The organism is Actinomyces naeslundii, assembly GCF_001956585.1.
In the GTDB taxonomy this organism is placed as follows: domain Bacteria; phylum Actinomycetota; class Actinomycetes; order Actinomycetales; family Actinomycetaceae; genus Actinomyces; species Actinomyces naeslundii.
Map to the genome: position 1 here is coordinate 20,276 of NZ_MSRR01000017.1, position 22,000 is coordinate 42,275.

Annotated in this window: 17 protein-coding genes; 8 read left to right on the top strand and 9 right to left on the bottom strand. The window is 68.4% G+C overall.

The genetic code is table 11. The annotated features are described in order from the left end of the window. Positions 1–15 precede the first annotated feature (15 nt). Together BKH33_RS08380 and BKH33_RS08385 are read left to right on the top strand one after the other, a co-directional pair. Positions 16–813, top strand: a complete 798-nt coding sequence (locus BKH33_RS08380) for an ABC transporter permease (protein ID WP_043539284.1) — start codon at positions 16–18, stop codon at positions 811–813. A 107-nt stretch (positions 814–920) separates the two neighbouring features. Beyond that, positions 921–1,724: a TetR/AcrR family transcriptional regulator gene (locus BKH33_RS08385; RefSeq protein WP_043539282.1), complete on the top strand. Its 804-nt coding sequence runs from the start codon at positions 921–923 to the stop codon at positions 1,722–1,724. A 99-nt stretch (positions 1,725–1,823) separates the two neighbouring features. Here the strand turns inward: BKH33_RS08385 and BKH33_RS08390 are convergent, their stop codons facing one another. The 9 genes from BKH33_RS08390 to BKH33_RS08430 form a co-directional block, all read right to left on the bottom strand. Next, entirely contained in the window at positions 1,824–2,510 is a 687-nt protein-coding gene (locus tag BKH33_RS08390; RefSeq protein WP_003782886.1) for a sirohydrochlorin chelatase, read from the bottom strand. Beyond that, the gene (locus BKH33_RS08395; RefSeq protein ID WP_003782891.1) at positions 2,507–3,550 is read right to left on the bottom strand and encodes a sulfite exporter TauE/SafE family protein; all 1,044 of its coding nucleotides are present in this window, start codon (positions 3,548–3,550) and stop codon (positions 2,507–2,509) included. The genes BKH33_RS08390 and BKH33_RS08395 overlap by 4 nt, the downstream gene beginning before the upstream one ends. A 41-nt stretch (positions 3,551–3,591) precedes the next feature. After that, the gene (gene cobA, locus BKH33_RS08400) at positions 3,592–4,383 is read right to left on the bottom strand and encodes a uroporphyrinogen-III C-methyltransferase (RefSeq protein WP_003782909.1); all 792 of its coding nucleotides are present in this window, start codon (positions 4,381–4,383) and stop codon (positions 3,592–3,594) included. 3 nt (positions 4,384–4,386) lie between these two features. Then, entirely contained in the window at positions 4,387–5,745 is a 1,359-nt protein-coding gene (locus BKH33_RS08405; protein WP_003782907.1) for a sulfate adenylyltransferase subunit 1, read from the bottom strand. Next, entirely contained in the window at positions 5,745–6,755 is a 1,011-nt protein-coding gene (gene cysD / locus BKH33_RS08410; protein ID WP_003782890.1) for a sulfate adenylyltransferase subunit CysD, read from the bottom strand. Before cysD ends, BKH33_RS08405 begins: the two co-directional genes overlap by 1 nt. Next, positions 6,752–7,546, bottom strand: a complete 795-nt coding sequence (locus BKH33_RS08415) for a phosphoadenylyl-sulfate reductase (protein ID WP_003782894.1) — start codon at positions 7,544–7,546, stop codon at positions 6,752–6,754. Before BKH33_RS08415 ends, cysD begins: the two co-directional genes overlap by 4 nt. After that, a complete protein-coding gene (locus BKH33_RS08420) occupies positions 7,543–9,246 on the bottom strand; it encodes a nitrite/sulfite reductase (protein ID WP_003782905.1) in 1,704 nt (567 codons plus the stop codon). Before BKH33_RS08420 ends, BKH33_RS08415 begins: the two co-directional genes overlap by 4 nt. Positions 9,247–9,723: 477 nt before the next feature. Then, positions 9,724–10,548: a pyrroline-5-carboxylate reductase gene (gene proC, locus BKH33_RS08425; protein ID WP_003782896.1), complete on the bottom strand. Its 825-nt coding sequence runs from the start codon at positions 10,546–10,548 to the stop codon at positions 9,724–9,726. Positions 10,549–10,669: 121 nt separating this feature from the next. Further along, the gene (locus BKH33_RS08430) at positions 10,670–12,037 is read right to left on the bottom strand and encodes a Na+/H+ antiporter family protein (protein ID WP_043539277.1); all 1,368 of its coding nucleotides are present in this window, start codon (positions 12,035–12,037) and stop codon (positions 10,670–10,672) included. A 108-nt stretch (positions 12,038–12,145) separates the two neighbouring features. Between BKH33_RS08430 and BKH33_RS08435 the strand changes: the two genes are divergently transcribed. The 6 genes from BKH33_RS08435 (at position 12,146) to BKH33_RS08465 (ending at position 21,670) form a co-directional block, all read left to right on the top strand. Then, positions 12,146–12,928: an SDR family NAD(P)-dependent oxidoreductase gene (locus BKH33_RS08435; RefSeq protein WP_043539275.1), complete on the top strand. Its 783-nt coding sequence runs from the start codon at positions 12,146–12,148 to the stop codon at positions 12,926–12,928. Positions 12,929–13,099: 171 nt separating this feature from the next. Then, positions 13,100–13,900 carry a hypothetical protein gene (locus tag BKH33_RS13810; RefSeq protein WP_076139456.1) on the top strand — a complete coding sequence of 267 codons (801 nt, stop codon included), beginning with the start codon at positions 13,100–13,102 and terminating at the stop codon, positions 13,898–13,900. A gap of 145 nt (positions 13,901–14,045) precedes the next feature. Further along, positions 14,046–14,993, top strand: coding sequence for an aldo/keto reductase (locus BKH33_RS08445; RefSeq protein ID WP_003782586.1), 948 nt, complete (start codon positions 14,046–14,048; stop codon positions 14,991–14,993). A gap of 542 nt (positions 14,994–15,535) precedes the next feature. Beyond that, on the top strand, positions 15,536–18,907 hold the full coding sequence (gene ileS, locus BKH33_RS08455; RefSeq protein WP_043539222.1) for an isoleucine--tRNA ligase: 3,372 nt from the start codon (positions 15,536–15,538) through the stop codon (positions 18,905–18,907). Positions 18,908–19,138: 231 nt separating this feature from the next. Beyond that, the gene (locus tag BKH33_RS08460) at positions 19,139–20,080 is read left to right on the top strand and encodes an ATP-grasp fold amidoligase family protein (protein ID WP_043539219.1); all 942 of its coding nucleotides are present in this window, start codon (positions 19,139–19,141) and stop codon (positions 20,078–20,080) included. Between the two features lie 456 nt (positions 20,081–20,536). Continuing rightward, a complete protein-coding gene (locus BKH33_RS08465; protein ID WP_232621495.1) occupies positions 20,537–21,670 on the top strand; it encodes a tyrosine-protein kinase domain-containing protein in 1,134 nt (377 codons plus the stop codon). Positions 21,671–22,000: the final 330 nt, after the last annotated feature.

The following is a 22,000-nucleotide window of genomic DNA, read 5'->3' on the forward strand; positions in this document are numbered from 1 at the left end:
ATGAAGGAGAACATGATGTCTACTCCAACCAGTACAACTGCTGATCCGGACCAGGCCGGTGGCACCGGCCCTCGGGTGACTCCGCTCCGGTACCAGCTTGGCCTGCTTGTTCAGTGGCAGTTCCGACGCAGCCTGCCCGTGCTCCCTCTCTTCATCATCGTCCAGACGCTGCTGTCCGTCTCCATGGTCCTGGGATACGGGCTCATTGCGGGCCACCCAGGCCGCGAGGCGAGTCTCTACCTGGCCGGCGGCGGCCCGGCGATCGCGCTCATCTCGCTGGGACTCATCATGACGCCCCAGTGGGTCTCCCAGTCCCGCACTGAGGGCAGCCTGGACTGGATGCGCACCCTGCCCGTCCCCAGGATCGCCTTCCTCCTGGCAGACCTCGCGATCTGGACCGCTCTTGCACTGCCCGGCCTGGTTGTGGGCGTCATCGTCGCCAACGCCCGCTTCGACGTCGACCTCGCCCCGCAGTGGTGGCTGGTGCCCGGCGCCGTGCTGGTCGCCCTGACAGCGGCCTGCATCGGATACGCCATCGCCACGCTCCTGGCTCCGGCCCTGGCTCAGATCCTCTCCCAGGTGCTCGCCTTCAGCATCATGCTGTTCTCGCCCGTCAGCTTCCCTGCCGACAGGCTCCCCGACTGGGCCCAGGAGATCCACCGCTGGCTGCCCTTCGAGCCCATGGCTCAGGTGGTGCGTGCGGGACTGTTCTCGCACGACGCCAGCATGCCCGCCCGTTCCTGGGGCCTCCTGGGCGGATGGTGCCTGGTGGCCGTCGCCGGAGCGTCATGGGCCCTGGGAAGGCGGCCCTGAGTCGGCCGGGATGTCCGCATGGTCGGAGACCGGTGGAGGGAGTGACGAACGTGGAGGGGGGAAGTGCCGTGAACCCCTTTCTGAGGGGCCTCCTCTACAGTGGGGGCATGACCGCCAGGAGCTCCGCCCGTGGGACGAACAGTGACAGTGATGACTCCGGGGCCTCCGCCTCTGATGACATCAGGGAGGCGACGCGCGCCCTCAATGAGGCGATCACCGCCTTCTCCCGTGCAGTGGGGGCGGTCGGTCAGGGAGCGCGCCGGAGCAGTGAGAGTGCGGTAGCGGCCTCCCTGGACCTCGCCTCCCGGAAGCTGGCCTCCGCCTCCACTGCAGTCAGCGGCGCCGCCCCGGGTCGGGGCGGTGGACGCCGTCGGAGCGAGGAGACCAGGGCGCGGATCCTTGCTGCTGCCAGGGAGGTGTTCGCTGCCAAGGGCTACGAGGGGGCGTCGGTCAGTGACATCGCCTCGGCGGCTGGATTCACCAAGGGCGCCTTCTACTCCTCCTTCCCCTCCAAGGAGGCCCTGTTCCTGGAGGTCGTCACCTGTGGTGAGGAGAGCTCGGATGAGGCCACTCGGGAGATGGCGAGCCCCGACCAGTGGGGCGAGCAGCTCCAGGAGCTTCCCATGGAGGATGTTGTCCTGCACCTGGAGACCTGGCTCTACGCGATTCGTCATGAGGACTCCCGGGACCGACTGGCCGGCACCTGGCGCCGCTGGTTGAGAGAGACCTCCCTCCTGGTGGCCCGTTCCCACGGACGCCGCGAGCCGAGCCAGCAGGATGAGGAGACGGCCTTCGGGCTCCTGGCGGTGGGCATCTTCGGCCGCGTGAGCGCCGCCGCCACCACCTCGCAGGAGGTCGAACCCATCGTTCAGCGCCTGTCCGAGCGACTCCTTGAGGATGGCAGTGACTGACATTCCTCCTCCGCCGAGAGCGACATGTTTCGCGTAGAGGTACGGAAAATGTTGCCTTCCGCTGAAAGTGTCCTTCTCGGTGGAGGGAGGGCCTCGAGGTCAGGCGAGCTCCTCCCGGTAGCGGTGGACCACCAGTTCGGCGACCGCCGGGTGGTCGCCGATGGGAGCGGCCACGACGTCGGCGCCCGTGGAGTGCAGGGCCCGATGGAAACGCCCTTCCGCCAGCAGGTAGGTGGCCACACCCACCCGCCTGGCACCCCGGGCCCGGGCCGAGCTCACCGCGTCACGGACGCTGGGGCGCGCAGCCGAGAGGTAGGCGGGCGTTACCCTGCGTCCCAGACGCGCTTCGAGCAAGCGGGTGATGGCCTCGACCTCCTCCAGCGCCACCCCCTGACGTGACCCGGCCGCGCCCAGGACGATGTGGTCGAGTCCTGCGAGTCCGCCCAGGGGCGCGGATGCCTCGTGGAGACGCTGCGCGACCGCCTCCACCAGGTGCTCCTCGACCCCCAGGTGCCCGGTGACCGTCCCCGACCCGTGTCGCTCCACCGCGGCCGGTACGTCATTGAGGACGTGATAGCCGCGGGCCAGGAAGAAGGGCAGCACCACCGGATCCACCAGTCCCTCCAGCGCCGTGGCCGGGTCCGGGGCCTGGAGCTCGATGTAGCCTGTGCGCACCTCCACCGCCGGTAGGATCGTGCGGACGCGCTCGGCGGTGCGGGACATGACTGAGGACGGCCCGGGCCGGCGCGAGCCGTGGGCGAGCAGCACCAGAGGACGAGTGCTCATACCGGTTCCACCACCAGATCTGCGTGCGTGCGAGAACGAGCCGGCTCGACCGACACCGGCCTGACGGGCCCACCGGCGGTGATCGGATCGTCCGGTACAGCAACCTCAGGTGCGTGGCCGCGCTGATGAGTGGATCGGACCTCCTCAAGTGCCTGATCGGTCTCCTCGCGGATGTCTTTGGCACTAGCCCGCGCCTTGCGGATCGCCAGGGTCAGGAAGGCCGCCCAGATCACCCCGAGCGCGCCGTACACCATGACCCCGGTTCGGGCCGAGGCCTCGGCCCAGGACAGCAGGACTCGCAGGTTTGTGGTCAGGATCAGCCCGCCGACGGCGGTGCCCAGCACCGCTCCGGGCAGACGGGAGACCAGCCAGGCGGCGATCGGAGCCGCCACCAGCCCGCCGGCCAGCAGGGCCAGGACGATCCCGAGGCTGATGCCCGCCGTTCCCAGCCCGGTGAGAAACCCGGCCGAGGCCGCCACCGTCACCAGGAACTCCGAGGCCCCCACCGAGCCGACCACGGTGCGCGGCGCCGTGCGACCGCCAGTGAGCAGCGTCGTCGTCACCACCGGTCCCCAGCCGCCACCGCCGGTGGCGTCAACGAAACCGCCCACCAGTCCCAGGGGAACCAGGAGCCGCCTGCCGTGCGGGGAGTGCCGGCTACCAGAGCCTCGGGGCGGGCGCAGGGCGAAGCGCACCAGAACATAGGTCCCCAGCAGGATCAGCAGGCTCGCCGTCACCGGGGTCGCCGCGCGGGTCGACAGGTGAGACAGGACCGTGGCGCCGCTGAAGGCCCCCACCGCACCGGGAAGCCCCAGCCGGACCACCAGGCGGGGGTCGGTGTTGCCCAGCCGCCAGTGGGAGGCACCCGAGGCCAGGGTCGTGCCGATCTCAGCCAGGTGCACCGAGGCCGAGGCCAGTGCCGGGCTCAGTCCGGCCAGAAGCAGCAGGGAGGACGAGGTCATGCCGTACCCCATCCCGAGGGAGCCGTCGACCAGCTGGGCGGCCAGGCCGACGAGGGCGAGAAGAACAAGCTTGCGCATCAGAGACTCCAGGACGTTCGGTCTGCATGCGCCGAGTGGACTCACGCGGCGGGGCTCGCCGGCCGGGTCTCCTCGACGACTCGGTCAGCCCAGTACGGGCTCAGGGTGACGACGTCGCCGATGACGATGACCGCGGGGGCGGTCACGCCGTACCGGGCGGCGACGTCGGCCAGACATCGCAGCTCGGTGGTGGTCACGCGTTGGTCGGGGTGGTAGCCGCGCTCGATGATCGCCGCCGGAGTGGCCGGATCGCTGCCGGCCTCCAGCAGGGAGGCGACCGAGTCCCGCAGTCGGGAGACCCCCATGAGCAGGATGAGGGTGTGATCGCGGCGCTGGGGGAGCACCCCGAGATCCGCATGAGCCGTGATGACCGAGAAGCCGCGCGACAGCCCCCGGTGGGTGACGGGGATCCCCGCCGCGGCGGGCACGGCGATGGCGCTGGTGATCCCCGGGACGACCTCGACGGCCACGTCGGCCGCACGGCAGGCGGCGGCCTCCTCCCCGCCGCGCCCGAGCACGTAGGGGTCGCCGCCCTTGAGACGGACCACCCCCTTGCCGTGGCGGGCCAGGTCGACCAGGAGCGCATCGATCTCCTCCTGGCTCATAACGTGCCGGCCGCGCCGCTTGGAGGCGTCGATGACCTCGGTGCCGGGTCCAAGGCCCTCCAGGAGGTCCCGGGGCGCCAGCGCGTCGACGACGACCACGTCCGCCTGGCCCAACAGCTCCAGGCCGCGGGCGGTGATGAGGCCGCTACTACCCGGGCCACCACCCACCAGTGCCACCCAGCCGCCTGTGGAGCCGATGGGCGCATGTGGAGAGATCTCGTGGGTCATGCCTCAGCCCCTGCCTGAGGAGGCGGCCGCAGCCGGCTCGCCGCTGCCTGCGCCCGCCAGCTGCACCATGCCCGCCCCGAGTGTGCCGCCCTCGTGGGCGTCGATGAGGAGGAAGGCGCCGTCGGACCGGGAGACCGAGTAGTCGGCCAACGGCACCGGCGAGGCCAGACGCAGCCGCACCAGGCCGATGTCGTTGAGCTCCAGGGCGTCCGCCGGCACCGTGGTCAGGTCGTCCAGGTCGAGGCGGCCCTCAATGGCGCGCACGATCGCCTGGACCGTCTGGGCGCCGTGCTTGAGCAGCACCCGCGCCCGGGGGCGCAGGGGATCCTCGCTCAGCCAGGACACGCGGGCGGCGACCTCGGTGAGCACCTGGGGCGCGTCGCCCGCCGCGGCCAAGGTGTCGCCGCGGGCCACGTCGACGTCGTCGGCCAGACGAACCGTCACCGACTGACCCTCGACGGCCTCCTCCAGGCTGCGTTCACCCAGATCGATGCCGGCCACGTGCGAGCGCCTGCCCGACGGCAGGACCACCACGGGGTCGCCGACGCGCACCGTGCCCGAGGTGATCTGTCCGGCATAGCCCCGGTAGTCGCGCAGCTCGGACGTCGGCGCCGCACCCTGGGGACGGATGACCAGCTGGACCGGGAGGCGGAAAGCACCCTCATCGCGGGCGGTGGGCAGGGACTCCAGAAGCCCCAGCAGGGTCGGCCCCTCGTAGAAGGGCGTGCTGGCCGAGGCCTCGACGATGTTGTCGCCCAGGAGCGCGGAGGTCGGCAGGACATGGATCTTGGCCACGCCCAGCTCCGCGGCCACGGCGCGGATATCGGCCTCGATGGTCGCGTAGACCTCGGCGGAGAAGTCCACCAGGTCGATCTTGTTGACCGCGACGATGACGTGCGGGACCCGCAGGAGGGCGGCGACCGCCAGGTGGCGGCGCGTCTGCTCCAGGACCCCGTTGCGGGCGTCCACCAGCAGCACGACGACGTCGGCCGTGGAGCAGCCGGTGACCGTGTTGCGGGTGTACTGCACGTGCCCGGGGCAGTCGGCCAGGATGAAGGAGCGCTGCGGGGTGGCGAAGTAGCGGTAGGCGACGTCGATCGTGATGCCCTGCTCCCGCTCGGCCCGCAGACCGTCGGTCAGCAGTGCGAGATCGGCGCTGGTCAGCCCCCTGTCCAGGCTGACTCGCTCGACGGCGGCCAGCTGGTCCCGCAGGACGGACTTGGAGTCGAACAGCAGGCGGCCCACGAGCGTGGACTTGCCGTCGTCGACGCTGCCGGCGGTGGCCAGTCGCAGCAGCGAACCGCTGGCGGCGGCGCGCACCTCGGCCTCGGCGGGGATATCGGTGAGGGTGGGGGTGCTCATCAGAAGTAGCCCTCCTTCTTGCGGTCCTCCATGGCCGCCTCGCTCAGGCGGTCATCGGCGCGGGTGGCTCCCCGCTCGGTCAGGGTGGAGGCGGCGACCTCCAGAACGATGTCGTGGTTGGTGGCGGCGGCGGACTCGACGGCGCCGGTGCAGGACATGTCGCCCACGGTGCGGTATCGCACCGTGCGAGTGACCACCTGCTCGCCGGCACGCAGCGAGTTGACGCCGCCGGCTGCCAGCCACATCCCGTCACGCAGGAAGACCTCGCGCTCATGGGCGTAGTAGAGGTCGGGCAGTGCGATGTCCTCACGCTCGATGTAGCGCCACACATCCAGCTCGGTCCAGTTGCTCAAGGGGAAGACCCGCACGTGCTCCCCGGGACGGTGACGGGGATTGAGCAGGTTCCACAGCTCGGGGCGCTGGTTGCGTGGGTCCCACTGGCCGAACTCGTCGCGCAGGGAGACGATGCGCTCCTTGGCCCGGGCCTTCTCCTCGTCGCGGCGTCCGCCGCCGAAGACGCCGTCGAAGCCGCCCTCCTCGATGGCGTCGAGAAGCGGGATCGTCTGAAGCGGGTTGCGGGTGCCGTCGGTGCGCTCGCGCAGACGGCCGTCGTCGATGTAGTCCTGGACGCGGGCCACCACGAGCCGCAGACCGAGGTCCTCGACCGTCTGGTCACGGTAGGCCAGCACCTCGGGGAAGTTGTGGCCGGTGTCCACGTGCAGAACGGGGAAGGGGATCGGAGCGGGCCAGAAGGCCTTGCGCGCAAGGTGCAGCATGACTACGGAGTCCTTGCCCCCGGAGAACAGCAGGACGGGGCGACGGCACTCGGCGGCGATCTCCCGGATGACGAGGATGGCCTCGGCCTCCAGGACGTCAAGGATTCCCAGGGCCTCGGCAGCCGTGGGGGCCTCGTAAAGGTCGGCGAGGTCGGATGGTCCGGGGCCCAGCGCCTGAACGGGGTCAGGGGAGGGGGCCGGGGCGGGCTGGGTGTGGGTCAGGGTGATGCTCATAGGTGGATTCCGCATTCTGTCTTGGTGAATCCGGCCCAGCGGCCGGAACGGGGATCGTCTCCGGGTTTGACTCGCGCTGTGCACGGGGCGCAGCCGATCGAGGGGTACCCGTCGTACAGGAGAGGATTGATGAGCACACCGTGCTGGTCGGCGTAGCCCGTCAGGTCATCCATGCTCCAGGCGGCCAGGGGGTTGATCTTGACGATCTCGTGGGTGAAGTCCCATCCGATCAGCGGCGTGCGGGTGCGGGTGGGGGCGTCCTCGCGGCGCACCCCGGTGGCCCAGGCCTCGTAGCCGCTCAGGGCCCGGGCAAGCGGCTCGACCTTGCGCAGACGGCAGCAGGCGGCCGGGTCGCGCGACCACAGGTCCGGTCCGTAGCGCTCATCCTGCTCAGCCACGCTCAGTTCGGGAACCACGTCGACGACGGTGACGTCCATGGTGGCGGCCACCGCGTCGCGGGTGCCCATGGTCTCCGCGAAGTGGTAGCCGGTGTCCAGGAAGAGGACGTCGACGCCGGGCAGGACCCGGGAGACCACGTGCGGCAGGACGGCGTCGGCCATGGAGCAGGCCACGGCCAGCGTGCCGGGGAAGTTCTGGGCCGCCCACTGGACGACGTCGAGTGCCGGGGCGTCGTCGCCGAGCTCGCGCGCGCCGGCCTCCGCCAGGGCGCGCAGCTCCTCCGTGGATCTCAGCGGAGCCCTGCCTGCGCCCTGCGACTTCGAGGCGGCAGCAGGATCGCGGTGTGGCGGGCCCAGGGGCACCCGGGCACTCTCAGCGGTTACGGCGCTCACTGCAGGGCCTCCTCATCGGCTCGGTGCGCCCACTGGGCGAAGGTCTCCTCGGGGACGCGCTGGTCCAGGTAGCGGCGCACCAGGCGCTCGACGTAGTCGGTCAGGCCGGAGGCGGGAACCTTGAGACCCCGCACCGTACGGCCCAGGCCGGCCTCGGCGCGTCCGTCGGTGGCCAGCCCACCGCCCAGGTGCACCTGGAAGCCGGGCACCTGCTCGCCGTCGACCGTGATGATCTGGCCCTTGAGGCCGATGTCCGCGATCTGGATGCGGGCGCAGGAGTTCGGGCAGCCGTTGACGGTCAGGGTGATGCGCCGCTCGAGGTCGGTGTCGGCCAGGCGCGCGTCGAGCTCGGCCGATACGCGCGCCGCCAGCCTTTTGGTCTCCACGATCGCGAACTTGCAGAACTCCAGCCCGGTGCAGGCCAGGGTCGAGCGGGTGAAAGCACCCGGATCGGGATCGAGCCCCAGCTCTCGCAGGCCCGCGACGGCGTCGTCGACCCTGTCAGCCGGCACGTCCAGGAGCAGCAGGTTCTGCAGCGGGGTGGTGCGCACCCGGTCCGAGCCGACCCGGCTGGCCAGGTCGGCCAGGCCCAGCAGGACGTCACCGCTCAACCGGCCGACGGGTGGCTTGGCCCCCACCCAGAAGCGGCCGTCCTTCTGCTCATGGACGCCGATGTGGTCGGAGTCCCCGCTCGGCTCCTCAGGTGCCGGGCCATCGGGCAGGGCGCGTCCCAGGTAGTCGTCCTGGAGGACCTGGCGGAACCTCTCCGGCCCCCACTCGGCCATGAGGAACTTCAGTCGGGCCTTGTTGCGCAGGCGACGGTAGCCGTAGTCGCGGAAGATACGGATGACGCCGTACCAGACGTCGAGGGCATCCTCCGGCGTGACGAAGGCCCCCAGCCGCTGGCCCAGACGTGGGGCGGTGGACAGGGCGCCGGCCACCCACAGGTCGTAGCCGGGACCGAGCTCGGGGTGGTTGACGCCGACGAAGGAGATGTCGTTGATCTCGTGAAGGATGTCGAGGCTGGGGGAGCCGGTGATGGCGGTCTTGAACTTGCGGGGCAGATTGGCCAGCTCCGGGTCTCCCAGGTAGGTGTCCTTGATGGCCCGTGCCAGCGGGGTCGGATCGATGACCTCGTCCTTGGCGATGCCGGCCACCGGGGAGACCAGGAACCCCCGGGGCGTGTCCCCGCAGCCCTCGATGGTGGTCAGCCCCACCGACTCCAGGCGCTGCCACAGCTCGGGCACGCTGCCGATCTCCACCCAGTGGAGCTGGATGTTCTGGCGATCGGTGATGTCGGCGGTGCCGCGGGCGAAGTCGTTGGAGACCGAGCCCAGTACGCGAAGCTGCTCGCGGCTCAGGCTCCCACCGTCCAGACGCACCCGCTGCAGGAAGTAGCGGTCGGAGAGCTCGGAGGCATCCAGCCGGGCCGTGCGGCCGCCGTCGATTCCCTGCTTGCGCTGGGTGTACAGACCCCACCAGCGGAAACGGCCGTTGAGGTCGTCGGGTGCGATGGTCTCGTAGCCGCCTGGGCCGTAGATGTTCATGATCCGGTCGCGTACCGCCAGCGGAGCCCCGTCCTGCTTGAAGGCCTCGTTGTCATTGAGCGGCTCGCGCCCGTCGAGGGCCCACTGGCCGTTCGACCGGGCCTTGCGCGGCGGGCGCACGGTGCGGACAGGTGGCGTGACGGTGGTGGTCATTGCTCCTCCATGACGGTGGTGTGTCATTGGCACATGAGGAGCGTCCGGGGCGGCCTGGTGCGCTGCTTCATACAGAGCCTGCAGAGCCGTTCGGTTGGCGTCAGCCGTCTCAACGGGGCCTTCCGGACGCTTCATTGCGCCGGATACCTCGTTGCGGGGTTTGAAGTCCCCGTGGTGTCAGGCGCTGGTCAGGCCCGACAACACATGACCGCGTGAGCACGCAGAATGTCAGCGGGATAAGCACCGCTGAGAAGAACTGCGTGAGAGAAGGTCATGGCCGAAACAATAGCGACGGGTTTATCTGACAGCAAGCAAGAACGATATGTGCTTCCAGTCACGACGTCGTTGCCAAGGGTGAACTTTTCCGCGTAGGGAAGCGGAAACAGGGTGTCCCTACACGAGACATGTACTCGTCCGGGGGCGGGAAGGGCGGGAATGGTCGGGAGCGGGGCGTGACCTGCCGGCTCGCGCTCGCGGCTACGCGCCCAGCTCGCGATCTCGTTCGACGATGGCCTCGAAGGCGCGTACGACGGCGTCGGAGAAACCTGCGCGCTCCAGGGCCACCATCCCAGCCACTGACGTACCGCCGGGGGAGCAGACAGCGTCGATGAGGTCGGCCGGAGTGCGGCCGTGTCCGCCCTCGGCGGTGCGCTGGGCCTCGGTCTGCACGGTACGGGCGGTCCCCAGTACCGCCTGGGCCACGATCTGGACGGCCAGGGCCTTGGGGATGCCCCCCATGACGCCGGCGCGCGCCAAGGCGTCGACGAAGGCGCACACCAGGGCGGGGGAGGATCCCGCCAGGCCGATGAAGGCGGAGAAGTCCTTCTCCTCCAGGATGACGGTGCGACCGATGGACTCCATGAGGGTGCGTACCGTCTCCAGGTCGTGAGCGCTGGCGTTGCGCCCCGGGGCCAGCGCCGTCATCGACTCGCCCACGGCCGCCGCCATGTTCGGCATGGTGCGCACCACCCGGGTGCCTGCCGGCAGCAGCGACTCCAGGCGCTCGAGCGTCAGACCGGCCGCGATGGAGACCACCAGGGGCTTGCTGCGGCCGATGGCCTCGGACAGGCGGGTCAGGACGCTGGGAATGACGTAGGGCTTGAGGCCCAGGATGAGGACGTCACTGCGCGAGACCAGGTCTGCTGCGTCGGGCACGTGGACCGCACCGACCTGGTCGGCCAGGCGCTCGGCGGAGCCGTGCTTGCTGGTGAGCAGGAGGTGCCCGGCCGGCGTTCCCGCGGCCACCGCCCCTCGCACGATCGCGCTGACCATGTTGCCGGCACCGATGAACCCGATACGCATGAAGGCCTCCTGCTCGTCTGTGATGTGAGGCCATCACGGTACCGCGCCGGTGCGCCGGGAGGAGTGACTTCCGGGGAGTCGGTCGGTTCGTGGTGAGGGCTCCCGCTGCCGCCGACCGGTCTCAGAGCACCATGGCGGCGATCCACCCGGCGATGAGCAGGGGGATGTTGAAGTGGAGGAAGGTCGGGATGACTGAGTCGCGCATGTGGTCGTGCTGTCCGTCGGCGTTGAGACCCGCCGTGGGGCCCAGCGTGGAGTCCGACGCCGGTGAGCCGGCGTCCCCCAGCGCTCCCGCGGTCCCGATGAGGGAGACCGTGGCAACCGGCGAGAAGCCCAGGGACAGGCACAGCGGCACGTAGATCGCCGAGATGATCGGCAGGGTGGAGAAGGACGAGCCGATTCCCATGGTCACGATGAGGCCCACGAGCAGCATGACGAAGGCGGCCGCGGGCTTGGAGCCGGCGAACATGGAGGTCGCCGACTTCACCAGCGGCTCGATCTGCTTGGTCTCCTTGAGGACATTGGCGAAGCCCTGGGCCGTGATCATGATGAGCCCGATGAGGGCCATCATCCGCATGCCGCCGGTGAAGACGTCGTCGGCCTCGGCAATGGTGACGACCCGTGTGGCCATGAACAGCAGCAGGCCCATGAGCGCCCCGACCAGGAGCGGATCGGCCTTGGACTCCGTCCAGGTCAGAACGGTCTGGACCGCGAAGCAGGCGAGGACGGCGATCAGTGCGATCGCCACCTTGCGGCGGTCGATCTCGGCGGGACCGGAGATCTCCTCGCCCGAGCTGGTGTCACTGCCGGTATCGATCCGGTAGGTACGGGGCTTGCGGTAGGTGACGAACACGGCGATGAGCAGGCCCACAACCATGCCCAGCGCCGGGATCCCCATGGCGTGGGTGGCTGAGATGTGGGAGACGTCCAGGCCGGCGTCCTTGATGTTGGCGTAGAGGATGTCGTGGAGGAAGACCCGTCCGAAGCCCAGCGGCAGAAACATGTAGGTGGTGACCAGCCCGAAGGTGATCGCGCAGGTCACCGCTCGGCGGTCCAGCTGCAGTCGGCTCATGACGATGAGCAGCGGCGGAACCACGAGCGGAATGAAGGCGATGTGAACCGGGATGAGGTTCTGACTCATGACTGCCATGGCCGTCAGGCCGCCCAGCAGCAGCATGGTCGTCATGCGCACGGCCCGCTTGGAGGTGGAACCGTCCTCGGTCTCGATCCTGGCGATGAGCCAGTTCGCCAGCAGCTGGGGCAGGCCAGAGTGCGCCACTGCCATGGCGAAGGCCCCCAGCAGCGCGTAGGACAGGGCGATCTTGGCCCCGGCGGCCAGCCCGTCCTGGAAGGCCACCATCGTCTCGCTGATTCCCAGGCCGGCGGTCAGACCTCCCACGAGTGCGCCGACGAACAGCGAGAGCACCACATGGACGCGCAGCATCGCCAGGACGAGCATGACCAGGACGGCAAGGATGACGGCGTTCACGGGGTGCCTTCCGATGGGGTACCGGGTTGTGCGGTTCGGACGGACCGGGGGCAGCCGAATCGGGGCCGATTGTGCCAGGTGAGCGTGACGAGGACGTATCGTGGAACGGTGAGCGAGAACCAGCATGACGTCACCAGCAGCTCTTCCCCGGTCCGCCGCGCCCTCGTGACCGGGGCCTCCACGGGTATCGGCGCCGCTACCGTCCGGCTCCTGCGCTCCCACGGCTGGGAGGTCGTGGCCACCGCCCGGCGGGTGGAGCGCCTTGGGACGCTGGCCGACGAGACCGGCTGCACCTGGGTGGCCGCCGACCTTCAGGTGCCGGGCGACGTTGAGCGTCTGGCCCGAGAGGTGCTCGACGGTGGCCCGGTCGACGCGGTCGTCAATAACGCCGGCGGTGCGCTGGGAGTGGATCCGGTTGCTGAGGGCAGCGCCCAGGAGTGGGCCACCATGTACGAGCGCAACGTCCTGGCGGCCCTGCGCGTGAGCCAGGCCTTCCTGCCCGGCATGCGCGAGCGGGGCGGCGACCTGGTCTTCCTCACCTCCACGGCCGCCCACGACACCTACCCCGGCGGTGGCGGTTACGTGGCCGCCAAGCACGCCGAGCGGATCATCGCGAACACGCTGCGCCTGGAGCTGGTGGGTGAGCCGGTGCGTGTCATCGAGATCGCGCCCGGCATGGTGGCCACCGAGGAGTTCTCCCTCAACCGTCTCCACGGTGACTCCGAGGCAGCTGCGAAGGTGTACGCCGGCGTGGCCGAGCCGCTCAGCGCCGACGACGTCGCCGCCTGCATCGCCTGGACGCTGGAGCTGCCCGCCCACGTCAACATCGACTCCATGGTGGTGCGGCCGCGGGCCCAGGCCTCCAACACGCTGGTGGCCCGGAAGCAGTAAGGGATCCGGGCTTGTCCCAGGACTGGTCGTCCACTGGTGCTCGGCTCATGGACTGTGAGCGGATTGCCTGACACAGGCGGTCCACAGGTCTGACCTGCTGCGGGCACAGTACGGGGCCCTAGCGTCTGCTCCAGCCCCGGCCGGGCCGGGAACCAGACTGAAAGGACCCCCATGACCAAGCACGTCTCCTCCGGTGACGACAAGGCCCAATCCTCCCAGCGTGACGCGGCCACGGAGAGCCTGCCCACCCAGACCGGCACCGACGATGACGCTCAGGCTCTCTCGCAAGGTGCGGCCGATGGCCATCCCGTCGAGGCCGTGGCGCCGGACGTAGCGGTGGACGCCGTTGTGGACGCCGCGTCAGGCGCGGACAGGCGCAGTGAGCGCAACGACGCCCGCGGCAACCAGACAGCCCCCGCCGCGACGGCCAGCGCGGTTCGGGCAGCCGCTGCCGCCAGCAGCACTGCCGACACGAGGCTGGCAGGTGCGTGGGCCTCCCCGGATGCTCAGAACGCCGCAACCATCGGCGTGGCTGGTTCCGCCTCTGACAGCGCCAAGAAGGCCCGAGCCAAGGCTCGTGGTCCCTGGTACCGCCGCCGCGCCGTCGTAGGGGCTGCCGGGGTGGCGCTGCTGGCGGGCTCGTTCGGGGCCGGATGGGGCACTCACTCACTGCTGGACCACGGCAGTGACGCCAGTGGTCATCACGCTCAGCGCGAGTCCGGAAACGGCCAGGGTGGTCCTGGTGGACAGGGCGGTCCCGGAGGCCAGATGCCCGGTGGTGGTCCCGGTGGGCAGGGCGGCCCCGGTGGGCAGGGCGGTCCGGGAGGAGGCTCCGGTGGAGCCGGCCGGACCACGCCCAACGGCGACGCTTCCGGTGGATCCGGATCGGGTGATGGCAACCAGAAGGGCGGCTCCGGCTCCTCCTCCGGGGTCCTCCAGCAGCAGGACGCCACCCCGAGCTCGGAGAGCTGAGAGCCACGGTCAAGATCAGCATCTTCTTCAGGGACGACACGTATTCGTGTCGTCCCTGAAGCTCTTGTTGGTGCCTGCGGAATCGGTTACGGTCGCTGGCACGTCTCGCACCGCTCACCCTGATGACCCGGAAGGGAGCACCCCGATGACTGACGCACACCCCCGCATGGCGCTGGGCACCATGCACTTCGGAACCCGCCTGTCCGCCACCCAGTCCCGAGAGATCCTTGACGCCTACCTGGATCTGGGCGGCCAGTGGATCGACACCGCGAACTGCTACGCCTTCTGGGGATCCGAGACCGGCCTCGGGGGCCAGAGTGAGATCGTCATCGGCCAGTGGCTCGCTGATCGCGGTGTGCGCGGCCAGGTGAGGATCAGTACCAAGGCCGGTGCGGAGCCGACCCGCCCCCACGGTTTCCCAGACGCCGTGGAGGGCCTTGGTAGGGACACTGTCAACCGAGCCATTCGGGACAGCCTGCAGCGCCTGCAGACGGAGCGCATCGATATGTACTGGGCCCATATGGAGGATCGGGAGCAGTCGGTCGCCGATGTCGCCGAGATCTTCGGCGACCTGGTTGAGCAAGGGCTGACTGTACGGATCGGGCTGTCCAACCACCCGGCCTGGTACGCCGCCGCAGCCAACGTGTACGCCCAGCAGCGAGGCTCGGCCGGATTCAGCGCTCTGCAGCTGCGGGAGTCGTATCTCCACCCGAGGCCGGACATCCCGGTTGAGGGGGAGGACCATCCTCACGGGATGATGACCATCGAGAGCAAGGACCTCGCCGAGCGCTGCGGGCTGGACCTGTGGGCCTACACGCCGCTGCTCACCGGTGCCTATGAGCACCCGGAGCGCCCGCTCCCCGAGGCCTACGTGCACCCGGGGACCCACAACCGGCTGACGGCGCTGCGCACCTGGTCGGACAGACTGGCCATGAAGCCGAGTCAGGTCGTCCTGGCCCTCCTCAACGCCCAGCAGCCGGTTATCACCCCGATCGTGGGCGTCAGCAGCGTCGCCCAGCTTACTGAGGCGGTCGAGGCCACCCGCTTCAGCCTGCCTGAGGAGGCCGTCGAGGAGCTCAACGCAGCCGGCTAGACCGAGCGGATCCGAGCCGGTGACCAGCAGTACCACCGCCACAGATCAACATTTTCTTCAGGGACGACGCGTATTCGTGTCGTCCCTGAAGTTCTTGTTGGTGTGTGCAGATTCGGTTGCGGTCGCTGGGGCCGGGGTCGGGGCCGGGCAGGAGGGCACCTGGCCGCTATTCCACCGCCGGGTGTGGGGAGGACGACGTCGCCGAGGCAGGGTGCGAACTGGCCCCGGATGCATGCGGCCCACTACACTCCCCGGAGCAAAGGCACAGACCCGGCCATCACCGGCGAGCCTCCGGAAGAACCGGACCCCGGCGCACCAGCGCCGTCGGCCCTCAGTAGAACCGGACGGGACAGCCCGTCACAGCTGAAAACGAAGCGGTCGTGCGAACCGTCCCGGTCGGGGCGCGCAGCACGGCAAGCGAGGTGGTACCGCGGTGCGGCACCAGCCGGGCACCAGGCCCGACCGGGAGCCGACGTCGTCCTCGTCAGGCCCCGGGCACCCGCCCGAGGCGGTAGGAACGAGTGAGACGAGAGCACACCGCGATGGCTGAGAAGATGGCTGACAGCACCACCGCCGGCGGCAGCGAGCCGACCGGCGCCGCCTTCTACCCCCTGCACCGGCCGGGGGAGCAGATCGACCCCTCGCCCTCCTTCCCCGCCATCGAGGAGGACGTCCTGGCCTATTGGAAGGCCGACGGCACCTTCCAGGCCTCCATCGACAACCGCGGCGAGCCCTGCGACGAGTTCGTCTTCTACGACGGCCCGCCCTTCGCCAACGGTCTGCCCCACTACGGCCACCTGCTGACCGGATACGTCAAGGACGCCGTCGGGCGCTACCAGACCCAGCGCGGCAAGCGCGTCGAGCGCCGCTTCGGCTGGGACACCCACGGCCTGCCCGCCGAGCTCGAGGCCCAGCGCCTGCTCGGCATCGACGACGTCACCGAGATCACTCGCCCCGGCGGCATCGGCATCGAGAAGTTCAACGAGGAGTGTCGCAGCTCCGTCCTGCGCTATACCAAGGAGTGGGAGGACTACGTCACCCGCCAGGCCCGCTGGGTCGACTTCGACAACGACTACAAGACCCTCGACCCCGACTACATGGAGTCGGTGCTGTGGGCCTTCAAGCAGCTGTGGGACAAGGGGCTGGCCTACCAGGGCTACCGCGTCCTGCCCTACTGCTGGCACGACCGCACCCCTTTGAGCAACCACGAGCTCAAGATGGATGACGACGTCTACCAGGACCGGCAGGACAACACGGTCACGGTGGGCCTGCGCCTGGAGGAGCCCCTGCGTGAGGGTGCCGAGCGCCCCGAGCTGGTCCTCATCTGGACCACCACGCCCTGGACGCTGCCCTCCAACGTTGCCATCGCCGTGGGGCCCGACGTCGAGTACGTGACCGTCCACGTCGATGAGGACCTCGACTCGCCGGTCGCCGGTCAGGACGTCGTCATGGCGCGTGACCTCCTGGGCGCCTATGCCCGCGAGCTCGGCGAGGAGCCGCAGGTGCTGGCCACCTGCACCGGGGCGGACCTGGTGGGGCGGCGCTACCACCCGATCTTCGACTACTTCGACGACGCCGCCCACCGGGCCGAGGGAGCCGCTCCCGGACCGAAGGCCTGGACGATCATCGCCGCCGACTTCGTCACCACCTCCGACGGAACCGGCCTGGTCCACATGGCCTCGGCCTTCGGTGAGGACGACATGATCGCCTGCACCGAGGCCGGTATCGAGACCGTCGTCCCCGTTGATGACGGCGGCTGCCTGACCGAGGAGGTGAGTGACTACACCGGGCTGCAGGTCTTCGAGGCCAACAAGCCCATCGTGGCAGACCTGCGCGACAGCACCGGCCCGCTGGCCCGCCGCGACGAGAGCCAGCGCGCCGTCCTGGTGCGCCAGGCCTCCTACGTGCACTCCTACCCGCACTGCTGGCGCTGCCGCAAGCCGCTCATCTACAAGGCGGTCTCCTCCTGGTTCGTGCGCGTCTCGGCGATCCGCGACCGGATGGTCGAACTCAACCAGGACATCGACTGGTACCCCGGTCACATCAAGGACGGCATCTTCGGCAAGTGGCTAGCGGGTGCTCGTGACTGGTCGATCTCCCGCAACCGGTTCTGGGGCGCCCCCATCCCGGTGTGGGTCAGCGACAACCCCGACTACCCGCGCACCGACGTCTACGGCTCCTACGCCGAGCTCGAGCGCGACTTCGGCGTCGAGGTCACCGACCTGCACCGGCCCTTCATCGACACCCTCGTGCGTCCCAACCCCGACGACCCCACGGGCAAGTCGATGATGCGCCGCATCCCCGACGTCCTGGACTGCTGGTTCGAGTCTGGGTCGATGCCCTTCGCCCAGGTGCACTACCCCTTCGAGAACGTCGAGTGGTTCGAGTCGCACTACCCGGGTGACTTCATCGTGGAGTACATCGGCCAGACCCGCGGCTGGTTCTATACCCTCCACGTCCTGGCCACGGCCCTGTTCGACCGGCCCGCCTTCACCTCTTGCGTCTCCCACGGCATCCTCCTGGGCAACGACGGGGCGAAGATGAGCAAGTCGCTGCGCAACTACCCGGACGTCTCCATGGTCTTCGACCGCGACGGGGCCGACGCCATGCGCTGGTTCCTGCTCTCGGCACCGGTCATGCGTGGGGGCAACCTCGTGGTCACCGACAAGGCCATCCGCGACACGGTGCGCCAGGTGGTGCTGCCGCTGTGGAACACCTGGTACTTCTTCGCCCTCTACGCGGGCCAGGTGGGCGAGACCGGCTACGTCACCGACGGCGTCGACCTCGACGACGCGAGCCTGTTCGCCAAGCGGGGCGGCCTGCACGTCATGGACCGCTACGTCCTGGCCCGCACCAAGGACCTGGCTGAGACGGTGGCCGCCCAGATGGACGGCTACGACATCACCGGGGCCTGCGCCACGATCCGCGACTTCCTCGACGTGCTCACCAACTGGTACCTGCGCACCTCGCGTCAGCGCTTCACCGACGGCGAGACGGCCGCCTTCGACACCCTGGCCACGGTGCTGCGCGTGCTCACCGAGGTCATGGCGCCGCTGGCGCCGCTGGTGAGCGAGGAGATCTGGCGGGGGCTGACCGGTGGACGCTCCGTGCACCTGACCGACTGGCCGGTGCTGCCCGCGCACGTCGCCAACGCCGAGCTCGTCTCGGCCATGGACGAGGCCCGCGCGGCGGTCTCAGCGGCCCTGAGCCTGCGCAAGGCCGAGAAGCTGCGCGTGCGCCAGCCGCTGCGCAGCCTGACCGTCGCCACGGCCGACCCTGCCGGGCTGGCCCCCTTCCGCGAGCTCGTGGCCGAGGAGGTCAACGTCAAGGAGGTCCGGGTCCTGGACGCCGAGTCCGCCGGCTACGAGGCCCGGGCGGACCTGTCCCTCAACCCGCGCGCCTTCAGCCCCGAGGTCCGCAAGCTCACCTCCAAGCTCTTCGCCGCCGTCAAGGCGGGCCAGTGGGAGCTCACCGAGGACGGGGACGTGCGCTTCGACGACGTCCTGCTCGATGGTGCCCCGGTGGTGCTGGAGGCGGAGGACTCCACCTTTACCCTGACCACCCGCATCGAGGTCGACGACGACTCCCTGGCCGCCACCATGCTGCCCTCGGGAGCCTTCGTGGTCCTGGACACCGCTCTCGACGATGCCCTGGAGGCCGAGGGCTGGGCCCGTGACCTGGTGCGCCTGGTTCAGGATGAGCGCAAGGCCGCCGGCCTGCACGTGGGGGACCGGATCCGTCTGGAGCTGAGGGTTCCGCAGGACAAGGGCGCCTGGACCGGTGCCCATCTGGACCTCATCAAGCGGGAGGTCGGTTGCGTGGACGCCTCCGTCGTGGCGGACCCGGCTGCCAAGGAACCCACCGCCACCGTCGAGAAGGTCACCGCGAAGGCTGCAGAGACGGGCGAGGCCTGATCCAACACGCCCAGTCGATTACTTTACAAATACATCCGGTGTGATGCAGGATAAAGTCGTTGCTCGGCCACCAGGGCCTGGTCGGGCAATGGCGCTCCTGCTCCCCGGGACCGCCTCTCTCATCTCCCTAGCCGGTGCTTGTCAGGCCGCCGAGACGGTGGCCTGAGAGGCGTTACGCGTGACCTCAACCCTGGGTGGGGCTGCCGGCACCCTAATTAAGAGGTTTTGGCAATGAGTGTCAGAGGCACTGCGGAGATCGTCTTCGCCCCACCGGTTCAAAACTGGTTGAAGCAGGTGATCTACCGCCATAACTGCCGGTTGTCGCCGGATCACTACCGTTCTGCGCTCAAGCACTGGTACTGGCTGTTCAAGTGCCGCCCCTGCCACGTGGAGGAGCCTCGTACCATGACGGAGAAGATCCACTGGCTCAAGCTCTACGACTCCACCCCGGTCAAGGGGCGCCTGGCGGACAAGTTCCTGGTGCGCCAGTGGGTTGCCGACACGGTGGGTGAGAGGTACCTCGTTCCTCTGCTGGGTGTGTGGGACTCACCCGATGAGATCGACTTCGAGTCCCTCCCGGACAGCTTCGTTCTCAAGGCCACGCACGGCTCTGGCTGGAACATCCTCGTGCCTGACAAGAAGGCTCTCGATGTGGCGGGGGCTCGTCAGTGCCTGAGGAACTGGCTTGGCCTGCGTCAGGCGATGAAGGGCGGCTTCGAGCTGCACTACGAGTACTGCGAGCCACGCATCGTGTGCGAGCCCTTCCTGCGTGACGACTCAGGAGGGCTGCGTGACTACAAGTTCATGGTGTTCGACGGCGTCGTCCAGTTCGTCTTCACCGTGGACCGGCCTCCGGGGCGCGCGCTGCGGGGTACCTACCTACCCGACTGGACTCGAGCGCCCTTCGAGTACACGTGTGAAGCTGACCGGGCTCCTGACGTCCCGGCACCGGCAGGCCTGGAGACCATGCTCTCCCTGGCCGGCGAGCTCGGAAAGGGCTTCGCCTGTGCGCGCATCGACTTCTACGAGGTGGATGGAAACGTCTACTTCGGCGAGATCACCTTCACGGACGCCGATGGACTGTCTGACTTCGCTCCTTCGCGTTACGATCGCGTTTTCGGAGACCGAATCGTCCTGCCGGAGAAGAAGTCCTTTAAGGGCGTCATGCTGTGACGGGATAAGAGGGTGGAGAAGGCTATTCGTAGACTTCCTACGAAATAAATTCGCTCCAATGGGAAGAAACATTCAAAAACTCGTTGATATCCTGAGTGCTTCCTCATTAAATCGACCGGATGCTTGCGTGTTGCGGCCTCAGGTGTGTTACTGTCTTTGGCGTAAATTAGGGCACGTCTTCATTAGTCAACCGCATTGATGAGTGTCCTGCTCTGTCAGTCCTGACTATTATCCGGTGGTACGTAGATGACGCTCGAGGACCTTCTTCACCTGACCCGTCGGCGTATTGGATCCCTGGTATTGGCGCTTATTGTGTGCGTTCTGGCATCAATGCTGTTCGCTTTCGCCTCGCCAAGCACCTATACGGCGACTTCCCAAGCCTATCTGCGCGTAAAAGTGGCGGGAGATCCGGCGCAGAGCACGCTGTCTCAGTACAATGCGGCACAGCTCGCCGCAATGAAGGCCGACGCCGTGGTCCCCGTCTTCACCTCGGCTGCGGTCGCTCAGCGCGTCGTGGACTCGCTCAAGCTGGATGAGACGGCGGAGGAGTTCGCCTCCTCCGTCTCTGCGACGAGAGTTCCTGAGACGGTGTCGGTGCAGGTCTCTGCCACTGCCTACTCATCGCACCGGGCTCAGGTTCTGGCTGACGAGGTTGTTCGTCAGGCCTCCGCCGAGATCAAGGACCTGGAGGGGGAGGACTCGCCCGTGGAGATCGTCCTGCTGTCCTCCGCTGAGCTGGTCAGTGCGACTCGGTCTCCGGCCCTGGTGACCTGTGTGGCGGTGGGGCTGCTGGCCGGGCTGGTCCTGGGCTATGTCTGGATCCTCGTTCAGGAGCTGCTCGACAAGAGCCTCAGGGGGCCGGAGGAGGTTCGTGAGGCGTTGTCGGTGCCGTTGCTCGGTGCCCTGCCTCGGGTTCCGTCGCTGCGGTGGCTGAGTCGAGGGGCGGAGCTCAAGATGGAGGAACAGCTGCGCGTAGCCCGTACCAATGTGCTCCATGCGTTGTCTCAGGGTGGCCGGCGAGTCGTTGTTGTCACCTCCGCAGGTCCGCAGGAGGGGACCTCGGTCACCGCTGCCAGCCTGGCGCGGGTCCTGGCTCTGTCCGGGCATAGGGTTGTCCTGGTCGGAGGGGATCTGCGCGCACCCGGTACGGCTGGACTTCAGGGCAGTCCTGGGCTCGCAGACGTTCTGACGGGTTCGGCGTACCTTGGTGAGGCTCTGGTCAAGGGGTCGGTGGAGGGCTTGGAGCTCCTGCCCGCAGGCCGAATGCCGGCGAATCCCTCCGAGCTGCTGGGTGCCCCCATGATGCGCGATCTGCTGCGTGAGCTGGCAGCAGACCGGCTGGTGATCATTGATGCTCCGCCAGTCCTCCGATTCACTGACGGAGTGGTCCTGGCAGCTCGTGCCGGAGGCGTCATTCTCGTGGCGCGTGCTGGTCGTACCAGCGCGGAGGACCTGCATGAGGCGGCCTTGGCGATCGAGCAGGGAGGTGGGCGCATGCTTGGAGTGGTGCTCAACAACGTGTCGGAGCTCGGAGGGAAGCGCAAGAGCCTGCGGAGCGGTGTCGTCTCCGCTGAGAGTGTGCCTGTCTAGGCTTTTTGGTGCGTGTCGAGAGCGTGGTGACGCTGACAAGATGTTTATGAAATTGTTATTTCATCGCTTTGCAGGCATCTGATCAGTGATGAGATCTCGGTGGCCTCTCATGGTATTTCTTGTCGGTTCAAGCAATCAATGGGGGTCGATTTGTGGTTCCACATCATTGTACGACGTTGGTTCTGTCAATAAACGATGATTACGGCAGAATCACGTCATAATCTTCCAATCGGTGGCATCTGGTGTTAGATTGATGCGGAGCCGTAAAAAACGGCAAGTACTCGTGTCGGCTGAATGGTATCGGCCGACATGTTGTTGATCTGTTGTTGC

What these genes read in the sequence shown, in the direction of transcription:
- BKH33_RS08380 (WP_043539284.1), top strand. Translation starts at nt 16, where the DNA reads ATGTCTACTCCAACCAGTACAACTGCTGATCCGGACCAGGCCGGTGGC.
- BKH33_RS08385 (WP_043539282.1), top strand. Translation starts at nt 921, where the DNA reads ATGACCGCCAGGAGCTCCGCCCGTGGGACGAACAGTGACAGTGATGAC.
- BKH33_RS08390 (WP_003782886.1), bottom strand. Translation starts at nt 2,510, where the DNA reads ATGAGCACTCGTCCTCTGGTGCTGCTCGCCCACGGCTCGCGCCGGCCC.
- BKH33_RS08395 (WP_003782891.1), bottom strand. Translation starts at nt 3,550, where the DNA reads ATGCGCAAGCTTGTTCTTCTCGCCCTCGTCGGCCTGGCCGCCCAGCTG.
- cobA (WP_003782909.1), bottom strand. Translation starts at nt 4,383, where the DNA reads ATGACCCACGAGATCTCTCCACATGCGCCCATCGGCTCCACAGGCGGC.
- BKH33_RS08405 (WP_003782907.1), bottom strand. Translation starts at nt 5,745, where the DNA reads ATGAGCACCCCCACCCTCACCGATATCCCCGCCGAGGCCGAGGTGCGC.
- cysD (WP_003782890.1), bottom strand. Translation starts at nt 6,755, where the DNA reads ATGAGCATCACCCTGACCCACACCCAGCCCGCCCCGGCCCCCTCCCCT.
- BKH33_RS08420 (WP_003782905.1), bottom strand. Translation starts at nt 9,246, where the DNA reads ATGACCACCACCGTCACGCCACCTGTCCGCACCGTGCGCCCGCCGCGC.
- proC (WP_003782896.1), bottom strand. Translation starts at nt 10,548, where the DNA reads ATGCGTATCGGGTTCATCGGTGCCGGCAACATGGTCAGCGCGATCGTG.
- BKH33_RS13810 (WP_076139456.1), top strand. Translation starts at nt 13,100, where the DNA reads ATGACCAAGCACGTCTCCTCCGGTGACGACAAGGCCCAATCCTCCCAG.
- BKH33_RS08445 (WP_003782586.1), top strand. Translation starts at nt 14,046, where the DNA reads ATGACTGACGCACACCCCCGCATGGCGCTGGGCACCATGCACTTCGGA.
- ileS (WP_043539222.1), top strand. Translation starts at nt 15,536, where the DNA reads ATGGCTGAGAAGATGGCTGACAGCACCACCGCCGGCGGCAGCGAGCCG.
- BKH33_RS08460 (WP_043539219.1), top strand. Translation starts at nt 19,139, where the DNA reads ATGAGTGTCAGAGGCACTGCGGAGATCGTCTTCGCCCCACCGGTTCAA.
- BKH33_RS08465 (WP_232621495.1), top strand. Translation starts at nt 20,537, where the DNA reads ATGAAGGCCGACGCCGTGGTCCCCGTCTTCACCTCGGCTGCGGTCGCT.